General features: G+C 40.4%; 16 protein-coding genes, 1 tRNA gene and 2 CRISPR repeat arrays. Of the genes, 11 read left to right on the top strand and 6 right to left on the bottom strand.

The features are described from left to right. Positions 1 to 66: 66 nt before the first annotated feature. Positions 67 to 522, top strand: coding sequence for a macrodomain Ter protein MatP (gene matP / locus AACQ38_RS07035; RefSeq protein WP_011146052.1), 456 nt, complete (start codon positions 67 to 69; stop codon positions 520 to 522). Between the two features lie 149 nt (positions 523 to 671). On the opposite strand, the gene ompA is transcribed toward matP, so the two are convergent. Both ompA and sulA read right to left on the bottom strand, forming a co-directional pair. Then, on the bottom strand, positions 672 to 1,778 hold the full coding sequence (ompA, locus tag AACQ38_RS07030) for a porin OmpA (RefSeq protein ID WP_011146053.1): 1,107 nt from the start codon (positions 1,776 to 1,778) through the stop codon (positions 672 to 674). A 549-nt stretch (positions 1,779 to 2,327) separates the two neighbouring features. Continuing rightward, the gene (gene sulA, locus AACQ38_RS07025) at positions 2,328 to 2,861 is read right to left on the bottom strand and encodes an SOS-induced cell division inhibitor SulA (RefSeq protein WP_165577759.1); all 534 of its coding nucleotides are present in this window, start codon (positions 2,859 to 2,861) and stop codon (positions 2,328 to 2,330) included. 248 nt (positions 2,862 to 3,109) lie between these two features. Here sulA and AACQ38_RS07020 point away from each other — a divergent pair, with 248 nt between their 5' ends. Further along, complete coding sequence (locus AACQ38_RS07020) at positions 3,110 to 3,712, top strand: TfoX/Sxy family DNA transformation protein (RefSeq protein WP_011146055.1); 603 nt, start codon at positions 3,110 to 3,112, stop codon at positions 3,710 to 3,712. A 59-nt stretch (positions 3,713 to 3,771) separates the two neighbouring features. Here the strand turns inward: AACQ38_RS07020 and yccS are convergent, their stop codons facing one another. Continuing rightward, positions 3,772 to 5,913 (bottom strand): YccS family putative transporter, encoded by a 2,142-nt coding sequence (gene yccS / locus AACQ38_RS07015; RefSeq protein WP_165577758.1) that lies wholly within the window; start codon positions 5,911 to 5,913, stop codon positions 3,772 to 3,774. A gap of 23 nt (positions 5,914 to 5,936) precedes the next feature. Here yccS and AACQ38_RS07010 point away from each other — a divergent pair, with 23 nt between their 5' ends. Beyond that, positions 5,937 to 6,059: a hypothetical protein gene (locus AACQ38_RS07010; RefSeq protein WP_255562395.1), complete on the top strand. Its 123-nt coding sequence runs from the start codon at positions 5,937 to 5,939 to the stop codon at positions 6,057 to 6,059. A 93-nt stretch (positions 6,060 to 6,152) separates the two neighbouring features. Next, positions 6,153 to 8,207, top strand: coding sequence for a DNA helicase IV (helD, locus tag AACQ38_RS07005; RefSeq protein WP_165577757.1), 2,055 nt, complete (start codon positions 6,153 to 6,155; stop codon positions 8,205 to 8,207). Positions 8,208 to 8,329: 122 nt separating this feature from the next. On the opposite strand, the gene mgsA is transcribed toward helD, so the two are convergent. Continuing rightward, a complete protein-coding gene (mgsA, locus tag AACQ38_RS07000) occupies positions 8,330 to 8,788 on the bottom strand; it encodes a methylglyoxal synthase (RefSeq protein ID WP_011146058.1) in 459 nt (152 codons plus the stop codon). A gap of 122 nt (positions 8,789 to 8,910) precedes the next feature. Here mgsA and AACQ38_RS06995 point away from each other — a divergent pair, with 122 nt between their 5' ends. Next, positions 8,911 to 9,324, top strand: coding sequence for a CoA-binding protein (locus AACQ38_RS06995; RefSeq protein ID WP_165577756.1), 414 nt, complete (start codon positions 8,911 to 8,913; stop codon positions 9,322 to 9,324). Positions 9,325 to 9,748: 424 nt separating this feature from the next. Continuing rightward, positions 9,749 to 11,157: a CRISPR direct-repeat array (repeat unit 28 nt; unit sequence GTGCACTGCCGTACAGGCAGCTTAGAAA). 40 nt (positions 11,158 to 11,197) lie between these two features. Here AACQ38_RS06995 and hspQ read toward each other — a convergent pair. Continuing rightward, positions 11,198 to 11,518 (bottom strand): heat shock protein HspQ, encoded by a 321-nt coding sequence (gene hspQ / locus AACQ38_RS06990; RefSeq protein WP_011146062.1) that lies wholly within the window; start codon positions 11,516 to 11,518, stop codon positions 11,198 to 11,200. 223 nt (positions 11,519 to 11,741) lie between these two features. On the opposite strand from hspQ, the gene yccX reads away from it, so the two are divergent. Continuing rightward, positions 11,742 to 12,020 (top strand): acylphosphatase, encoded by a 279-nt coding sequence (yccX, locus tag AACQ38_RS06985; RefSeq protein ID WP_011146063.1) that lies wholly within the window; start codon positions 11,742 to 11,744, stop codon positions 12,018 to 12,020. Between the two features lie 13 nt (positions 12,021 to 12,033). Here yccX and tusE read toward each other — a convergent pair whose 3' ends face one another. Next, positions 12,034 to 12,363: a sulfurtransferase TusE gene (gene tusE / locus AACQ38_RS06980; protein ID WP_165577755.1), complete on the bottom strand. Its 330-nt coding sequence runs from the start codon at positions 12,361 to 12,363 to the stop codon at positions 12,034 to 12,036. A gap of 184 nt (positions 12,364 to 12,547) precedes the next feature. On the opposite strand from tusE, the gene AACQ38_RS06975 reads away from it, so the two are divergent. The 5 genes from AACQ38_RS06975 to cas3f all read left to right on the top strand — a co-directional run bounded on the left by AACQ38_RS06975 (position 12,548) and on the right by cas3f (position 20,287). Next, positions 12,548 to 12,635: transfer RNA gene (locus tag AACQ38_RS06975), tRNA-Ser, on the top strand. Between the two features lie 60 nt (positions 12,636 to 12,695). Beyond that, positions 12,696 to 12,935 (top strand): DUF6538 domain-containing protein, encoded by a 240-nt coding sequence (locus AACQ38_RS06970; protein ID WP_165577754.1) that lies wholly within the window; start codon positions 12,696 to 12,698, stop codon positions 12,933 to 12,935. 927 nt (positions 12,936 to 13,862) lie between these two features. Further along, positions 13,863 to 14,291, top strand: coding sequence for a hypothetical protein (locus AACQ38_RS06965; RefSeq protein WP_165577753.1), 429 nt, complete (start codon positions 13,863 to 13,865; stop codon positions 14,289 to 14,291). Positions 14,292 to 15,025: 734 nt separating this feature from the next. Then, positions 15,026 to 15,833: a CRISPR direct-repeat array (repeat unit 28 nt; unit sequence GTGCACTGCCGTACAGGCAGCTTAGAAA). A 210-nt stretch (positions 15,834 to 16,043) separates the two neighbouring features. Then, a complete protein-coding gene (gene cas1f / locus AACQ38_RS06960; RefSeq protein WP_165577752.1) occupies positions 16,044 to 17,018 on the top strand; it encodes a type I-F CRISPR-associated endonuclease Cas1f in 975 nt (324 codons plus the stop codon). Beyond that, positions 17,015 to 20,287, top strand: coding sequence for a type I-F CRISPR-associated helicase Cas3f (gene cas3f / locus AACQ38_RS06955; protein WP_165577751.1), 3,273 nt, complete (start codon positions 17,015 to 17,017; stop codon positions 20,285 to 20,287). Before cas1f ends, cas3f begins: the two co-directional genes overlap by 4 nt. Positions 20,288 to 20,355: the final 68 nt, after the last annotated feature.

Here is a 20,355-nt window from a genome sequence, read left to right as displayed (position 1 = left end):
CTATAAGCAATTTACTAAAATAGTTGTTATGCTTATTTTTAGTTACGCTGTCACTGAGAAAGTAAGATGAAATATCAACAACTGGAAAATTTGGAATGTGGCTGGAAGTGGACTTATCTGATGAAAAAACATCAAGAAGGCGAGCTAATTACTAAATATATTGAAAACAGTGCAGCTCATGCAGCCGTTGATAAACTCATTGAACTTGAGAGTGAACCGGTAAGGGTACTGAAATGGATTGAGCAGCATATGAATCCTGATTTATCCAACCGGATGAAACAAACTATCCGCGCTCGGCGTAAACGGCATTTTAATGCGGAACATCAGCATACTCGCAAGAAATCCATCGACTTAGATTTTCCTGTGTGGCATCGCTTATCTGCACTTTCTCAGCGACGGGGTAATACACTGTCTGAAACTATTATCCAGTTAATTGAAGATGCTGAGCGGAAAGAAAAGTATGCTAATCAGATGTCCAGCTTGAAACACGACTTGGAAGCTATTCTGGGTAAGAAAGAGTAATTTCAGTTGTGATAGGTTGTTATAGGCTGGTATCGCCACAAGCTCCTTAATAAGTTTGATATAAAATTTCACTATCGGTAAAAGAAAACCCCAATCTGACGATGGGGCTTTCTGAGCTTTTAATGATTAGTGATAACCAAGAAAGGCTATTATTGAGCAGATTGAGATTGTGCTTGAGTAACAACCTCTTTAGTACCTTGAATTTCGATCTCTACGCGACGATCTGGTGCCAGGCAGTTGATTAGGTTAGGTTTGTGAACCTTATCACAGGTAGAACCAGTGACTGGGTTTGCTTTACCGTGACCTTCCGCGCTGATGCTGCCGGAAGGGATACCTTTAGATACCAGATAGTCAACTACACTTTGAGCGCGTTTCTGAGACAGTTTCTGATTGTAAACATCTTTACCGATACGGTCGGTGTAGCCTAAAACCAGTACTTTGCCCTGATTTGGGTCAATATTTGCTAACTCAGTATAGAGTTGATCCAGATTGTGCTTACCTTCGGCTTTCAGCTCAGAACTTGCAAATTCGAACAGCACATCAGAACGCAGGGTAAAACGTTTATTTTCAACAACGGGTGCTGGAGCTGGTGTTGGAGCAACAACCGGAGCTGGAGCAACAATTGGGGCTGCTGCTTCATCTTGGCCGAAGCGGTAAGAAACACCTACGCTCAACAGACCGTTATCAGGACGTGCACCTACTGAACCTGCATCCCCGATATTGTTAACCCACTGGTAATCCAGACGAGTAGCCCAGTCTTTAGTTATCGCATACTCAACACCGATAGCTGCCAGTGGAGAAACACCGGTGTCATGATTTTTCAGATGAGTATTGGTTGCGCTATAAGTTGCTTTGGAATCTGCCCGCCAAACCATACCACCCAGGCGAGTATAGATATCCAAGTCATCCATAATTGGATAGCTCAGTTTGGTTGCCATTTGGAAACCGTGGGCTTTGAAGGCACCATTATTGACGCTGCCTTTGTAAGGCATACGGCCTAACCAGTCGTAACCTATTTCAAAACCTAGGTACGGATTGGCTTGATAACCTAAGAAAGCACCCGCACCCAATTGGTTTTTGTGAGTAGGGCCATTACCGATTGCACTGGTATAACCGTTACCGTAGAAATTCACGTCATGGTATTGGGACCAACCCAACTTACCACCGGTATACCAAGTGTTGTCTTTTGGAGCTGCTTGCGTTGCAGTTGTGAAAGCGGCCACTGCCACTGCTACCGCGATAGCTATCTTTTTCATTTTAACGCCTCGTTATTATCATCACCCAATAGGCAATTGGCTTTGGGAGCCTTTTTACTTACTGCCTACCCCATTAGGCTATTTCATTTGCCATTCTTTGTAATAAAAGCGAACACTGAGTTGTGTTCAAATTCTTCGGTACCATTATTGTGTGTACGCTTTGAATTTTACGCATTTCCGTGTTCACTGTTTATCCATAAGAATGGCCTGCACTAATTTAATATCTACTAAGATAGGCTGTTGAGCCATATTGATTAAAGAACTCAGTTAGGAATACTGCACTTCCATAAAACCGATGGACTAAACAATACAAAGGTAGTAAGTGCAGTAACCTTTTATGGTGTAAAGTCTACAACGAAGTTAAAAAGTTACAAGTGCCCCTTGATTAATAGAGTAAAAAATTTAAAAGATAATGTATGATTTCAAAAAAACTTTACTATTCTTTACAACTGATCTTACCTTAATTAATTGATTTTAATTGTGATCAGTGGTTCTTGGTCTGAATTGGCTATTTTGTGTTATGAATATTGCGATAATGCTTGGTTTTAGTCAATGGTAGTGAATGGAGTGGATTTTTAGTAAATCCGATCGCGATTCAGCACGGCTAGTTTCTTTACTTACATCTTGTGGGCGCATAATAAAGCCCAGTGCATTACCTTTTTGTGCTGCAGCCTGTAATCTCACGGTATCTTTTCCCGATAACGTTGGTAACCAGCCAAGCACCACGCTGTAATTACCACTCGCCAATGCTCTTTCCATTGCTTCTACCGTTGTAATGGAGCTCATGCGATTTAATTGGATAATCTTATCTAAAGGTAATCCAGAGTTAATTAACCATTGGCGGCTCAGTTTTTTATGTGGACTAACCCATAGCAACCAGCGGGCTTCATTTCCAGATTGGCGTAACAAAGGTAGCAATATACGATTAATGACCGCTTGGTTATCGCTATATTGGTTATCACTATATTGGTTATTACTATAAATCAATTCACTCACTATACCTCCTTTACCCTCTTTCACCATACCCTCTCTTTTGGCTGACTGATGTTTAGAAGGGTAAAACCAGGATGATTGAATGCCCATAAATGAACCTCGCCATAATTAACTGTATTAATATACAGTATCTTCATGCCAAGCTAAGATCAAGTCTATTTTTTCAAAGAGCTTCGCAAATATTGACTGTAAATGGCTGTAAACTCATTTAACCATTGGCAGATAAAATTGGATTGCGTATGTTTTTAATTGCTTGTTCCTGTTATTTATTTTACTAATAACTGGAACAAATCTATGGATAAGAGATTTATTTGCACAAAACTCATGGAGTGATCTGTATGTTTTTGTCTGAGGTACGTTTTACTCAACTCAAAAATGGTTTTTCTTCGTTTGGGGCACTGACAAGGAAGCCACAGTTCGGCGGTTACAGCCTGTTAGCTGATGGGATTATGTTCGCTATTATTGCTGATGGAGAATTATATTTAAGAGGAAATGGCCATGCTGAAGTATTATTTAAAGCCAGAGGAATGAAAAACTATATTTACTCGAAAAAAGGGGTGCCTGTAACTTTGCGTTATTATCAAGTTGTTGAGTCACTTTGGCAAGATCAAGAGTTGTTATCTCAATATGCGTATTTGGCTTATCATTACTCATTTATTGAAATGGCGGGTAAAAAGAAGATACCAGAGCGTTTGAAGGATTTGCCTAATCTTGGAATGTCTTTGGAACGTCAGTTATGGAAAGTCGGAATATGTAAAGTTGAAGATTTGCGGTTGTTAGGTGCGAAAGCCAGTTATTTAAAACTGCATCAATATAAAAGAAATTCTAATGTTAGTTTGTTACTTGCTTTGGCTGGTGCAATTGAAGGATGCCATTCAGCCGTTTTACCGGTACAGATCCGTAATGATTTATTACGCTGGCACAAAGAATTGGCTTGTTAGATCTTTATCGTGAACAGCTAAAAGAAGGGGCAGTCAACTGCCCCAGTATGTCAATCTGGTTATAATTGATTAATTTGTTTAATGATATTGGTGATTTTAGGTAGCAATTCTATTAATAAACTGATTTGTTGCAATACCAGTTGCTCTTTACTATTTCTTTCTGCCGGCGCTTGCTCAATTCTTTTCACTATGTTGACAGGTATTTGCTTAATTCTATCGTCGTCTATTAATATCGATTTTAATGCTGTATCGACATAACAAACGGCATCATTAAGAATATCCAGAATAGCTTTATTATCCAATTTATCTCGATGTGCTCCCAGCGCAGAGATGTAACTTAGCATGGTGTGATTTAGGCACAATAGCTGGAATGCTTTTTCTTGAGAAGTTTGGTCACTTTTCGGCTCGGCAGACATGTTTGAAATAGCGGATACCAGTTCTGCATCACTATTATGGGCATCACGGCGGGCAATTCGATAGGTCAATCCATTATCTTTTCCCTGATAATATTGAACTAAAATGGCATCAAGGTAGCGACAGTTGGTATTCATCGTCCGGTTTATCACTTGTGATAACTGGCGGAATTTCCAGTCTGGCCAAATGAAATTTACGGCTAACCAGGCGCTACCACAACCAATTAATGTATCAATAATTCTTGGTAATGCGACGTCAAAGCCTTCACCTAACAAATTGAAGCATAATAATACCAGTAATGTGATAAACAGGGTTGCATGTGCATATTGGGTGTTACGGAAGACGAAGAACAATACACCAGAAATGACAATTAACACCAGTTGCCCCTCAATGGATGGCACAAAGTAAAGGATTGGTAAGCCGATCAATACGCCGGCAACGGTTCCTATTATTCTCAGTGTTAAACGGCGGCGAGTAGCGCTGTAGTTGGGTTGGCAAACAAATAAACTGGTTAGTAAAATCCAATACCCATGTTGTAAATCTAACCACTGGATCATGGTGTAGCCACTACATAGCAGAACAGACATACGGATTGCATGGCGGAACAGGGCTGATTGTGGGGTTAGATGACGGTTGAGCCTTAGACAGATATCACGCCAGCCAGTCAACGTTTCGTCAGATAGTTGAGTCTCATCTTCTCTGTCTTTGGAAAGATTGTATCGTCCAGAACTCATACTTGCTAATTGTGCATCAATCGCGCGTAGATTTTTCAGCAAATTATATAAGGCGGTAATCTTGAGGTTATGTTTCTGTTGTTGACTGAGTTGTTGCAGGGAACTTTCCAAATAGTTAAATGCACGTTCGATACGCGGATTGTGCTGGTATGGTTTGTGCCAAAGTATCGATTGAGCAATCTGTTCGCATACACGGGCTTGCACAGAGAGAAGACGTTGAAAGCGGAACAGAATATCGCTGTAACGGAAAGTATGTAATAGGCTCTGATATTGCACATGAGATGAACTTGCCCGTTCGTGAATATCTTGTGCAACAAAGTAATAATGCAGAGTGTGGTGAGTTCCGCGTTGGCGGTTATCGCCTTTCAGACGGGTCAGTAGGGAGGTTTTGGCTTGATTTAGCGTGTTAACTAAGACACTGTTTGCCATTGCCACATTAACGACAGATTGCTGGTATCCTTCTTCTATTATATCGGGATCAAACAGATTAGCTTTAGCATCAAGGTAAACTGCAAGTTGTTGGTAACAACGTGCTAGATTGTCTTGTAATGGGCGAATAGGGAACAGTAAATGGCCCGTTAGAGTTAACAGGTTATACCAGATTGCACCTGTCAGCAGTAATAGGGGTTGTTGATACCATAGTGGGAAAATAGATGAGCCAAGCATGGTATAAATTGCGATCAGCAACGCACCAAATGCAATAGTGGCATAACGTTGTCCGAGAGCTCCCAGTAAGATAAAACTGCAAGTGGATAACGCCAGTCCAATGGTAAAAAGCCAGGGATAAGGGAACAGTAATTCAATAGAGGCTGAAGCGATAAAGAAAGAGATCAGCGTGATGACTAGATTACGTAAACGACCAGTCAGACGATCATCAAGATCAGCGAGTGCTGCGGCAACAACGCCCAAGGTCAATGAGATAGTTATTTTAGGCTCTTTATCCAGAAACCAAGGCACTAGTGTTGTTCCCGCCAAGGCGATTAGGATACGGTTATAGTAGAGAAAATGACTGTTATAAAGAAAACGGCGCAGACCAGAGAAAGCAGTTAGCACAAAATACCTCTGAGGTAATAATAATGGTCATAAATAACGATACCCTACGGATTTCAAGATGCATCGCGACGGCAAGGGAGCGAATCCCCGGGAGCATAGATAACGATGTGACCGGAGTGAGTGCAGCCAACAAAGAGGCAACTTGAAAGATAACGGGTATATTATGATAAAAGGTTTATTAGTGATAAAAAACTCTTATAAGACATAATTCAACTATTTTTTAGGTACGGCGCTCGATAATGGAACTTAAAGCAACACAAATTGGCCAATGCCTTGCTCAGCATCCTTATAATCGGGTGCGCTTGCTGAATGCGGGTATTGAAGTCAGTGGTGAAAAGCATCAATACCTGATCCCATTTAACCAGTTAATTAATATTCAGTGTAAACGGGGTATCATCTGGGGTGAGTTAGAGTTTGAACTATCCGATGGACAAGCGGTTCGCCTTCATGGTACTGAATGGCAGCAAACTCAGCGTTTTTACCATTATCTGCTTGGTGAATGGCAGAAATGGAGCCAGGAAATGAGTGATATTAGTGTTAATGTACTGACAGCTCAGGTTAGTGAAATCAACAGAATTGGACAACAGAATCGTTGGTTGAAAAAAGCTGATTTACTCCAATTACAACAACAAATTCAAGCAACATTTCAGGCTTTACCGTTGCCATTACAGCGTCTGGAACAATTTGATCATTGCCGGGATGGGTATCAAATTTGTTTGCGTTGGCTTGAGAATGGCGAAAAGTGCGTTGAAAAAATCAATCTGCAATGGACAGAACGTATGTTGGAGCAACACTGTGACTTTTTTCAGCGGATAGAAGCATCTCCTTTAAACCGTTCTCAGAGTCTGGCTGTTATTAATGGTGAGAATTCAGTTCTGGTTCTTGCTGGCGCGGGTAGTGGCAAAACATCGGTGTTAGTAGCGAGAGCGGGTTGGTTATTACTTCTCCAACAGGCGATTCCTGAACAGATATTATTGTTAGCCTTTAGTCATCAAGCCGTCAATGAGATGAATGAGAGGATTCAGAGTCGTCTTGGTGTGAATGATATTAAAGTAAAAACGTTTCATACTTTGGCGTTGCATATCATTCAGCAAGGGAGTAATAAAGCGCCAAAAATCAGCGTATTGGAAACAGATGGACAAAAAAGAAAAGACTTTCTGATTAAACACTGGCAACAACAATGTAGCGAGAAGAAAGCACAGGCCAAAGGTTGGCGGGAATGGCTGACAGATGAGTTGAAATGGGAAGTGCCGGAAGGTGAATTTTGGCACGATGAACAGCTTGCTAACCGCCTGTCAAATCGGCTTGAGTGCTGGCTGGGGTTGATGCGTATGCATGGTGGTAGTCAGAAAGCAATGATAGAGCAAGTTCAGGAAGAGTATCTGGATCGGTTTCAAAAATGTATTCGCCTGATGGGGCCTTTATTAAAGGCGTGGAAATCTGAATTGAAAACAGAAGGTGCTGTTGATTACTCAGGGTTAATCCATCAGGCAGTGAATATTCTGGATAAAGGGCGGTTTATCAGCCCGTGGAAGCATATTTTGGTCGATGAGTTTCAGGATATTTCACCATTATGGGCCAAATTGCTCACTGCAATGCAAACCCAAAATAGCCAAAGCTGTCTATTTGCCGTAGGGGATGACTGGCAGGCAATTTATCGTTTTAGTGGCGCGGAGCGGATGTTGACTAGCGCATTTGCTAATTATTTTGGCAAAGGTGCTGAATGTGTACTGGATATCTCTTATCGGCTTAATGATAGGATTAGTGAGATTACTAACGCGTTTGTGCAACAAAATCCAAATCAGTTAAGGAAATCACTAAATGGTTTGACTAAAGGTAATAAAAAATCAATTGTTATCCTGCCAGAAGACCAGCTTGAACCTTTGTTAAATAAAATGAGTGGCTATGTCACTGAGCAAGAAACGATTTTATTTCTGGCGCGTTATCACTATTTGAAACCTGAATTACTGAAAAAAGCAGCAACTCGCTGGCCTAAATTGAAAATAGAATTTATGACTATCCATGCTTCTAAAGGACAACAAGCGGATTATGTGATTATTCTTGGTCTGCATCAGGGGCAAGATGGTTTTCCTGCACCAGCAAGGGAATCTGTGATGGAGTGGGTTTTATTGCCACAGCCGGAAGATTTTTCGGATGCGGAGGAGCGTCGTCTTTTTTATGTTGCATTAACACGGGCGAAGAAGCAGGTGTGGTTGATGCAAGACAAGAATAATCCATCGGTGTTTGTACGTCAGTTAGAGCAGTTAAGTGTGCCTGTTCAACGTAAACCTTAAGGTTTTGCGTTGGCTGAAATATTCAACGCTATCATGGGATACCTTTCCTGGAAATCCCACTCTGTTTTTTCTTGGTATTTGACTTGGAGAAACGTGTAGTTGTAGGTATATGTTGTAAAGACTTATTTCAGACGTCCATTCAGATAATGTTGATAATCAGGTACTTGAATATCTACTGATTCAGAAAATAGAGGAGAACTAACAATAAAATCCGCAGACGCTAGATTAGTTGCAACAGGGATATTCCATACTGTAGCAAGGCGTAGAAGTGCTTTTACATCAGGATCATGAGGCACGGAATTAAGTGGGTCCCAGAAAAATATCAACACATCAATTTTCCCTTCTGAGATTAGAGAACCAATTTGTTGATCTCCACCCATTGGACCACTAAGCATATTGGTAACAGATAATCCGGTTTCGTTCTGAATCAGATTACCGGTTGTGCCGGTGGCGTATAAATGATGTTTCTTGAGTAAACTTTTATGTTTTTTGGACCAAGCTAGCAGCGAAGTTTTACAGTGGTCATGTGCAATAAGCGCTATATTTTTAGCGGTTGCCATTGTGCGGGTTGTCAATTCCATGAGGATGCCTTTGGTAATCGTTATTGTGTTTTCGAATGCAGTGAACTCAATTGATAACAACGTTTATCATATACATTGTAATAAATAAACAAAGTAAAAATATCGGATTTAAGGAGGAGTGAATGAGTGACCAGAAAATTGCAGACATACTAAAACGAGTAAAAACTATCGCATTGGTAGGTGCGAGTGAAAAAACTGCTCGTCCAAGTTATAGAGTTATGGCTTATTTACTGGAACAAGGCTATCAGGTGATTCCTGTCAGCCCGAAGCTTGCCGGACAAACACTGCTTGGGCAACGGGTGTATGCGCAACTGGCAGATATTCCACAGGCTGTTGATATGGTTGATGTATTCCGTAATGCTGACGCTGCATATGACATTGCGCGAGAAGCTATAGATATCAAAGCAAAAGTGCTCTGGTTGCAACTTGGTGTTATTAATGAGCAAGCAAAAATATTGGCAGAGGAAGCAGGTCTGGATGTTGTTATGGATCGTTGCCCAAAAATTGAAATTCCAAGATTGGGACTCGAAAAATAATATTTTTCAGCTTGTAGTTATTTGGTTTCTAATTAGTGGATGAAGGGACCCTGGCACCAATATCTAATGCAAACTTAAGGCGTTGGATGAGAAACGGTGTCCGGGTTCCAAGTGTTCAAAATAATGTTTGAGTTGGATATTGAGTTTACTTTTCTAGACATCTTATAAAATCTATTTTTACAGTTATTACAATATCTTAAGGAAAATTTAGTTGCTCTTATTGCTGCTAGATTTTGCCAGAATCTACACTTTTATTGCTATAAGATATGGTGCTTTTGTTGTGCCCTAGTTTTGACCCTTTTTTATCATCAAAAAATAACCCATTGATTTAAAATAAAAATAAAATATCTCCTGAAAAAAGGGTTTTTTCATTTTTTATCACTATATTCTTTAACAGTCAGCAACTTAAGGTTAATATGTAACAGTGCACTGCCGTACAGGCAGCTTAGAAACCAATTTTCGTGGCATGACTTCAGAGTTCACGGTGCACTGCCGTACAGGCAGCTTAGAAAGTTCGTAATAGTGATGAGTGATAGTTCTGGCTGTGCACTGCCGTACAGGCAGCTTAGAAAAATCCGACGGCCAGTGTCACATTTCGTATAAAGTGCACTGCCGTACAGGCAGCTTAGAAAGAGTTTATCTACCCTCCACAAGTCAGCCCTCAGGTGCACTGCCGTACAGGCAGCTTAGAAAACAAGGTAGTGAGTGCTCAGCGCTTCCAGATCGTGCACTGCCGTACAGGCAGCTTAGAAAGTTTGCGGCACCTTCTAGCACAGCGCCCATTCGTGCACTGCCGTACAGGCAGCTTAGAAATTGGAGGAAGGCAGGATTTATCAGTTGTTAGCGTGCACTGCCGTACAGGCAGCTTAGAAATCTCAGGGCAATGGGGGGGAAACTGGGAATATGTGCACTGCCGTACAGGCAGCTTAGAAATATTGTTGCTACGCTAGATGGGAAGAAATTAAGTGCACTGCCGTACAGGCAGCTTAGAAAACTAGGAGACCGAGTAGAATCCTATGGTAGTAGTGCACTGCCGTACAGGCAGCTTAGAAAAAGCAGGGAGCTGATGAAGAAACGGATGGTAAGTGCACTGCCGTACAGGCAGCTTAGAAACGTTCTATCGATACTCATGCCGATATCAATGAGTGCACTGCCGTACAGGCAGCTTAGAAAATGTAAACCCCTACGGGATATTTGAACTTGATGTGCACTGCCGTACAGGCAGCTTAGAAAGATGGGGACGGGAAATGGACCAACTCGCAAAAGTGCACTGCCGTACAGGCAGCTTAGAAAATCAGGATAAGCTAGCGCTAACTTAGGATATCGTGCACTGCCGTACAGGCAGCTTAGAAATTGAGCTCAAGAAAGTTCTATGTTGGGCTTGTGTGCACTGCCGTACAGGCAGCTTAGAAAATTTCGGCTGGTTCGATATTGACACTTGTCATGTGCACTGCCGTACAGGCAGCTTAGAAATACCTGACGCCATCGATAACATCCTGAATTTCGTGCACTGCCGTACAGGCAGCTTAGAAATCTCAAATTTTGTTTCTGCCCGATGAACGCGCGTGCACTGCCGTACAGGCAGCTTAGAAAGCCTACAGCAGATAAAACGTTTTTAATATACGGTGCACTGCCGTACAGGCAGCTTAGAAAACTGTACCTAGTACCCCTCCTACTGATTTTTTGTGCACTGCCGTACAGGCAGCTTAGAAAAATTTATCAGCAATCTCATTCAAAATTAAATAGTGCACTGCCGTACAGGCAGCTTAGAAAATTCATAATAAGCAATTGAAGAGCTAGGATGAGTGCACTGCCGTACAGGCAGCTTAGAAGCGCGATAACTGCCTTAGGTTGTTAGGTATAATATTGGAGGTTAATTGCGCAGTCTTGGGGCCAGTAGTTGATGGCGGATGGATTCTGCTAGCTCATCGAGAGAAGGTTGCTCTGGATGTTCATCGGATGTTTCATAGGCTAATTGTGCTTCGGCCAGATAAGTATGTACAGGTTGACCATTGTCATCTTCCATCACAACGTGATACCAGGGGGCGGAACGCAGGGTAGCATTGGATGCAATGTCATCCTCTTGGGGTTGTTCCAGTGAGTATTCCACATCAATATCCACGATGACTCCCAAATAACCCAGAAGTTTGTGACGTACTTGTTGGCCGATACCGAATTTGCTGGCGATAATCATAGTCACCTCCAAAGAAGTCTTGTATTGACATTGATATAAGGGCAGTAAGGTGAATTACAAGAGCTGTACCCGGTAGTTGAAGCCATTTTTTGTTTTAAATTGCAAATGTGGCTTCATCTATTTTCAGGTTAGCTGTAGTAAATATAAAACACAACCAAGAGTCGTGTGCTTAACTATATATGTGAGCGATACCGCAAGGTGACTGGTTGATTAGGGGGTAATTATGATTAAATATGGGGTAACAATTTATGTTTATGGCCGGGTTCAGGGAGTTGGATTTCGTTATCAAACTTTTCGTTGGGCGAAACTTAATAGGCTGACAGGTTATGTCTGTAATTTGCATGACGGTAGTGTCAAAATCGTAGCTTATGGTGATAGTGAACAACTAAATACATTAACCCATTGGTTGGAGCAGGGTGGTCCTCCAGGAGCACGAATAGATAACTTTTCATCTCAATCCTGCGCAGTGGAGGATATTGCAGATTTTATTGTCCGCCACTGAGCTAGTTTATTGATTAGATACACTTTACCGGTTTCGGTAGCCCGGCGATCTTAGTTGCCTGTTTTGCTGGCCCTTTGGGAAACAGACGGTAAAGATAGCGGCTGTTGCCTTTTTCTTCGCCATATTTTTGTGCGATCGCTTTTACTAACATACGGATAGCTGGGGATGTATTAAACTCCTTATAAAATTCCCGGATAAAACGAATGACTTCCCAATGCGGTTCAGTCAAAGTGATTTCTTCCTGTTTGGCGAGAAGTAAAGCTATTGCTTCCTGCCAGTCACTACTGTTTTTCAGATAACCTTGCGCATCGGTTTCGATTTCTTGACCTTCGAATACCAGCATAATCATTAATAACCATTAAAGAAAAGTAGCCGTAATTTAGCAAAAATCACTTCCATACCCAAGAATGGTATGCACATGTGACGATAAAGTAAGCCAAAAACCATAAAAAAGGGTAAATTTACGGCAATCGAACAGAAGGATACTTTACATCTGTCTCGGTGCTGTTTATAGTGCACGCCATTGCGGAGGGGTGGCCGAGCGGCTTAAGGCAGCGGTCTTGAAAACCGCCGATGGGAAACCATCCGAGAGTTCGAATCTCTCCTCCTCCGCCAATTCTTTCTAACTTTATGTTTATAAACAATTTTCCTAAGATTCACACCTTACTGTTGCACATGAGTGTACCACATCGTTCCAACGGTGCTGGAGAGTTCATTCGTATGTGTACTCATCTTTATCGTCGTGGGCTAATGTATTATTTCCGCCGGAGAATACCTGCTGATTTGGTACAAGTTTGTAGCAAATCTGAAATAGTTCAATCTCTTAAAACAACCAATAGGGTTGAAGCGCTGATACGTCTTCGTCAACTTGATGTAAATTTAGACCTAAAGTTTGCAGGAGTGCGTCTTGGGTAAGGTAGGGATGCCAAATTCACTATCATTGTAAGTTTCAAAAGTTTTACCGGAGTTTTTATATATAATCTTTATTCTATTATTTCTTTATCATTATAGTTATTTGGCTGAATGTGTTACAAGCGGTTTTATCTGTAAAATCAATATTTATTATGAGTGGTTAAATGCTTATGTTTATTAGTGATGTGAAAATGGTTTAGTAAAGTAATTGGATGTGAAATATATTCAGTAGTTTGCAAATATAATATTTGGTGGCTTAATTGATTAGCTTTTAATTAAATAATTTAATAGTGGAATATGAACATTGTATCCAAAGGTATTGAATTACCTCATAATGAACAATAATGACAAATTGATGCTTGATAACCGTTAATTCTATTAATCCTTATGTTAGGTAAATTTCAAATAATATTGAAAAGAGTGCCGTGATTATTTTTTAATTGGAATGTATGTGGTTTTTTAGAATTAAAAATAAGGTCTTGTGATTTTTTAAATATAAATTATTAATTTGATTTTTACATAAAAATGGATTTATTTAAATGGTTTTCACCTGCAATAATATAGATTATTTAAAATCACATTTTTAAAATATCAGACTTTAATAAAGTTTTTGATTGATAGGTGAATTTAGTTATAAATAGATTGAATAATTGACCGTGAAGAATATTGGATGGCAAAATATCCAATGGATTATTTAAAGAAATATGAAATTATTTATAGAATAATAATATTGCATATGTTAGTTAAATCCAGAGTGGTTAAATTCTATTTTTATATAGTAGCTATACCCTACGGATTTCAAGATGCATCGCGACGGCAAGGGAGCGAATCCCCGGGAGCATAGATAACTATGTGACTGGGGCGAGTGAGTGCAGCCAACAAAGAGGTAACTTGAAAGATAACGGGTATATAACGAAAGGAGATTGAAACATGATGTATTCAGTTAAAGGTGTTCAATATCAAACGTTAGTGAATATCCCTAAAAATATTGGGTTAGGATATTCTAGGAGTAACGGTAAAGTTCACCTTGTTGATGGTGACTTCTTATTTTATGGTTCTGTTGATATTAAAGGTGAGAATGGACCTATCAATAAAGAAGCGGAAATTGATGCTAACTGGACAGTGAAATTGAATGAAATGCCTTGTGATAGTCAGGGTAATATCTTGCTAAAATCTCATTGGCTTAGTCCTGCGAGCAATGATAGCTGGCTTATAAAAGATAAAATGCGGCTCATGATTCTTTGCTCAAAAGAACCAACTCACCGATTGATTCTTGAGACCGGTGAAATCATTGATAATAAAATTGACAACGATTATCTTCGTAACATGATATTTTCTTACACCATACTACGGCGCTAATAGTAAGCAATGCGTTTAACTTAAAAAATGCTCTGATATTTTCAGAGCATTTCCTTAATGATAGAGGATAATCTACCATTGTTAAGATGGAATGGAATATTAGATATATGAGAAAACAACCTGATGTTTTTATTTAATGATGGGAGTGGTTGCTAAAATGGTTTGTATAATATATTGATATGGTGGCGGTATATTCTGGAGGTGAGTCATTATAGGATTATTAGCTAATAATAAAGAATCATTTTTTATCTGTAATTTTTATATTTGCTCTCATAATAACATGTAATATAGATTATATCTTTAATTAAGCTAATTATATTTCTGAAAATATGAATTGGATACTTGTTAAATTGGGTAATACTGAATTTTTCAATATTTAAGTACATGGTGAAATTAATGAAACTGTTGGAATATTGGATGATGTCACTATTGAAAGGGGCTGTGAGATTAAGAGGTACTGATTTTTGTCGATGACCGAATTCAGTGAATGGTTCCAGTATCATTGAACATTTTACAGGCAACAATTCTCACTTACTGGATAGATCTTAGGCTTAGAACAGATGACTTAAGTATGTGATGGTATTTTTGCTGCTACCTTATTTTTACCCTTTTTTTGAAGTGAGTTGTAATTTATTGATTTTATGGATAAATTAATTATCTCTTATAAAAAGGGTTTTTCACTTTTTAGTAGTTATGCTATTTAAAAATCAGCAGGTTAAAGTTAATATGTAACAGTGCACTGCCGTACAGGCAGCTTAGAAATTTCGATGTAATTATTATACGTCTAATGAGCCGTGCACTGCCGTACAGGCAGCTTAGAAATTTCATAATTTTCTCGCTATATTATATTTCTAGTGCACTGCCGTACAGGCAGCTTAGAAAGTACATCGTTCTACCGCCAAGAGAACGGAGTGGTGCACTGCCGTACAGGCAGCTTAGAAAATCTGGACCCAATGGACGAGTATCTTCTACTAGTGCACTGCCGTACAGGCAGCTTAGAAAATCGGGAACATAAGGTTGAGCATTCCATACCTGTGCACTGCCGTACAGGCAGCTTAGAAAAGATGTTCCTGAGATACAATTATTGTCAAAGTGTGCACTGCCGTACAGGCAGCTTAGAAAACTTATTGATCGCTGGGAGATTATACATAACTGTGCACTGCCGTACAGGCAGCTTAGAAAAAAAACAGAAGCTGGAACAAGAGTAGTTACACGTGCACTGCCGTACAGGCAGCTTAGAAAAGATAGCCTTTCCAGTTCTCCAGAGTAAACGGGTGCACTGCCGTACAGGCAGCTTAGAAAGGTTTGCTGTCCAGTGACTGTAGTTCGTAAAAGTGCACTGCCGTACAGGCAGCTTAGAAAAGTCAGTTCCTGAAAATATTAATACTCAAAAAGTGCACTGCCGTACAGGCAGCTTAGAAAAAGCTAAAATATCTTGTTTATCGAAGTCTGAAGTGCACTGCCGTACAGGCAGCTTAGAAAAGAGAGTTATCCAGAAGTACATAGAGACGCATGTGCACTGCCGTACAGGCAGTTTAAAAATAGAAAATTATCCTCTTCTCCTAAATTATCGAGCATGCTGCCACACAGGTAGTTTAGAGCATAATCATTCCTGTTTAGGGAAGGCACTATTCTGTGAGTTAGTAAAGAATTGTAAAAATTTTTAATTTACATCTGTAATGTTTTACTTATGTAAAATTTATACATAGTATTTACCATAAGTTAAATTAATTAGTTAGGTAATTCTACATTATGGATAACAACTTTTCTCCGAGTGACCTTAAAACTATTTTGCATTCCAAACGCTCGAATATTTATTACCTGCAATATTGTCGAGTATTAGTTAATGGTGGCCGCGTTGAGTATGTCACTGATGAGGGAAAGCAATCCCTGTATTGGAATATCCCAATTGCAAATACCACCGTTATTATGTTGGGAACGGGTACTTCTATTACTCAGGCAGCAATGCGTGAATTTGCTAAGGCGGGTGTTTTAGTTGGTTTTTGTGGAGGTGGAGGTACACCGCTATTTGCGGCTAATGAAGTTGATATATCTTGGCTGACACCGCAAAGCGAATATCGCCCTACGGAGTATTTACAAGATTGGGTGAGTTTTTGGTTTGATGACGAAAAACGATTAGCCGCAGCAATTGCTTTTCAAAAAATTCGTATCGCACAAATTCGTGAACATTGGCTAAGTAGTCGAATGTTGCGAGATAACGCTTTTATATTTAATAGTGAGAGTTTATTGTCATTACTCACACGTTATGAGCAGAATCTTGCAAATTGTCGCGATAATAAAGACTTAATGGCACAAGAAGCAGTGATGACTAAAGCGTTATACAAACTGGCGGCAAATGCAGTGAGTTATGGCGATTTTGTTCGGGCAAAACGCGGCGGCGGTGTCGATTTGGCCAACCGTTTTCTTGATCATGGTAATTATCTGGCTTACGGATTGGCGGCTGTTGCGACTTGGGTCATTGGTTTACCACATGGTTTGGCGGTGTTACATGGTAAAACCCGTCGTGGTGGTTTGGTTTTTGATGTTGCTGATCTGATTAAAGATGCGTTGGTATTGCCACAAGCATTTATTGCGGCAATGGTTGGAGAAGATGAACAGGAGTTTCGCCAACGCTGTATTAGTGGATTTCAAAAAGCTGAGGCATTGGACACTATGATTGATGCCTTGCAAACAACTGCTCAGCAACTGAGTCAGGTGGCACGATGAATATTCTTTTAGTCTCTCAATGCAACAAACGCGCACTAACAGAAACCCGCCGAATTTTGGATCAATTTGCTGAACGTAAAGGTGATAGAACTTGGCAAACGGCTATCACCCTGGAAGGTTTAAATACTTTGCGTAAGCTATTGCGTAAAACGGCACGTCGTAATACGGCGGTGGCTTGCCATTGGATAAAAAGTGGTGGTCAAACTGAGCTGTTATGGATAGTCGGGAATTTGCGGCGCTTTAACTCACGAGGAGTTGTACCCACTAATACAACACAACGTGATGTGCTGAAAAGTCAGGATGAAAATCATTGGCATAGTGTAGAGGCTATCAGCTTATTGGCAGCGATTGCCGGGTTATTTCATGATTTTGGTAAAGCTAATGCATTGTTCCAGCAAGGTTTACGAGGAGATGGGCGGTTTCAACCATATCGACATGAATGGGTATCTCTGCGGTTATTTCGGGCATTTGTTGATAATCAAAATGATAAGGAGTGGTTGACTTCGTTAAGTCAGATTGAGCCTAGTGATGAGGATAAGATTCTTTCCCGTTTGGTTAAAGATGGTATTGGTAAAAAATATACGAACCCTTTTACTGATTTACCGCCATTGGCAACCACTGTTGCTTGGCTAATCCTCTCTCATCATCGTCTTCCTGTTTATCCTTCCAATTATTCAAGCGAACCGCAACTGGAATACATTGATAATTGGTTGACTAAGCAGTTAGAACCGTCATGGAACTCAGTCAACATGGATAATAAGGTCTGGAGTGATCAGGATAAGCGTGATGTCTGGACATTCCCAAATGGTACACCTATCCGCAGTCAGACTTGGCGTCAGAAAGCCCAAAAATTTGCGCGAAGAGCGCTGCAATCAACGTCATTATCGCAACATGGCAATCTGAACCAGCGTTTCACCAGTCATATGTCTCGACTGGTTTTAATGCTGGCCGATCATCATTATTCATCGTTGCCTGCAACTTTGGGTTGGCAGGATGTCAACTATGATGTGTTTGCCAATACTGATAAGACCACCGGTAAGTGCAAACAGCGATTAGATGAACACAATATTGGTGTTGGGCAGAATGCTTTATTACTAGGGAGAAGTTTGCCGCATATCCGCAAAACGCTGCCTGCGATTACCCGGCATAAAGGATTTAAACAACGCAGTAAAGATGAAAAATACCGCTGGCAGGATCAGGCATTCGATGTCGCATGTGCTTTACGCGAACGTTCAGTAGAACAGGGCTTTTTTGGCATTAATATGGCTTCTACTGGTTGTGGTAAAACTTTTGCTAATGCACGCATCATGTATGGATTAGCTGATGAAAAACAAGGATGCCGTTTTTCTATCGCTTTGGGGTTAAGAACGTTAACGTTACAAACCGGTGATGCGTTACGTAAAAGATTGCATTTAGAAGAAGATGATTTAGCGGTACTGATTGGCTCGCAGGCAGTGAAAGAATTACATCAACTCCGCCAAAAGGCGCTTGAGCCTGATGTGGGCAGCATATCCGCGGAAGCGTTATTTGCTGAACACCAGTATGTTAGTTATGACGGTAGCTTAGATGATGGGCGTCTGAGTCATTGGTTACGTAAAGATAATAAACTTAATAAGCTGCTTAGCGCACCTGTACTGGTGGCGACCATCGACCATTTAATTCCAGCTACAGAAGGTATTCGTGGTGGAAAGCAAATTGCACCTATGTTGAGGTTACTCACTTCTGATCTCGTGTTAGATGAACCTGATGATTTTGATATTAACGATTTGTCGGCTTTATGCCGATTAGTGAATTGGGCAGGACTATTAGGTTCGCGGGTATTGCTTTCATCTGCCACATTACCGCCTGCGTTGACTCAGGCATTGTTCAATGCTTATCGTGCCGGACGCCAAGATTATCAATTAGCATGTGGTCAACCTGGTGCTCCGGTGAATATCTGTTGTGCTTGGTTTGATGAATATGAAACAACGCAACAGGATGTGGTCGATGCATATCAGTTTCAGGAACAGCATAATATTTTCGTTAATAAGCGTATTGGTAGGCTTAAAAAAATAGTGCCATTGCGTAAAGCTGAACTTGTGCCGATTATTTCTGAAAGTCGTAAGATTAATGATGTTATTAATACTATCGCCGAAGTGATGAATCGCTCTATATTGAAGTTGCATGAAGAACATCATCAAACCCACTCATCGGGTAAAACCGTCTCTATTGGTTTAATCCGTATGGCAAATATTAATCCACTAGTTGCTGTTGCACAGCGGTTATTACAAATGCCATCCCCTGAAAATGTGCGTATCCATTATTGTGTCTATCATAGCCAGCATCCTTTAGCGATACGTTCTCATCTTGAACGTCGGCTGGATTCAACGTTAACACGATACGATGAAGAAGAGTTGTGGCAGGTGGCGGAAATTCGCAAAGTATTAGAAGAGACATCGGAAAGGGATCATATTTTTGTAGTAGCGGCAACTTCTGTAGCTGAAGTTGGTCGGGATCATGATTACGACTGGAGTATAGCTGAACCTAGCTCAATGCGTTCATTGATACAACTTGCCGGACGTATTCAACGTCATCGACGAAAAGAACCACGGGAGCCTAATCTGCATATTCTGGCGAAAAACTATAAGGCACTTAAAGCGACTGATTTAAAACATCCGGTTTATTGTCGCCCAGGGTTTGAGTCGAAAGATTATCTTTTTGCTAGTCATGATTTACATGAATTACTGGAACCTTATCAATATGAACTAATCAGTGCATTGCCGAGAATAAAGGAACGCGATAATGCTGGAGATAGTTCACCGTTTGAAAATTTGGTCGATCTTGAGCATCAACGTTTATGGGAAGAGCTTCAAGGTGTCTCTGATAATAAACACGGTTACTGCTCAGCTCTTTGGTGGCGAGAACAGGCTTCATGGTGTGCAGAATTGCAACGCCATAAACCATTTCGTCAATCAGAACCTGATGAACTACATTATTTGTGGCTTGGAGAAGAGGGTGAAGAAGCGAAGTTTGTGGCTCTGGACAGCGGTCAGGCAGGGATAAAAGAAAGCGACACGTTTGACTATGTGCCAGAATTAGAGTTTGCACTTGGTGTGAGTGCTTGGATTGAACTTGATACTGAGACGATTTACCAGAATTTGGCTGATACAAATGAAATGGAGTTAAAAAATGTAAGCCAACATTTTGGTGAGATTTGCCTCAGGAAAAAAGATGACGGAGAAGCATGGTGTTATCACCCGTTTTTAGGGGTGTTTAGAGAAGTTAGTTGAATTAATATGTGGTGTTTTTAGGTAATGATCGAGGTGATTGTCGTTCGATTTGATCAAATTAAGCGAAT

Origin of the sequence: Photorhabdus sp. RW14-46 (assembly GCF_963887965.1) — a bacterium.
Taxonomy (GTDB): Bacteria; Pseudomonadota; Gammaproteobacteria; order Enterobacterales; family Enterobacteriaceae; genus Photorhabdus; species Photorhabdus laumondii.
The sequence above is the reverse complement of the archived record's forward strand: the minus strand, read 5'-3'. Positions and strand labels throughout refer to the sequence as shown.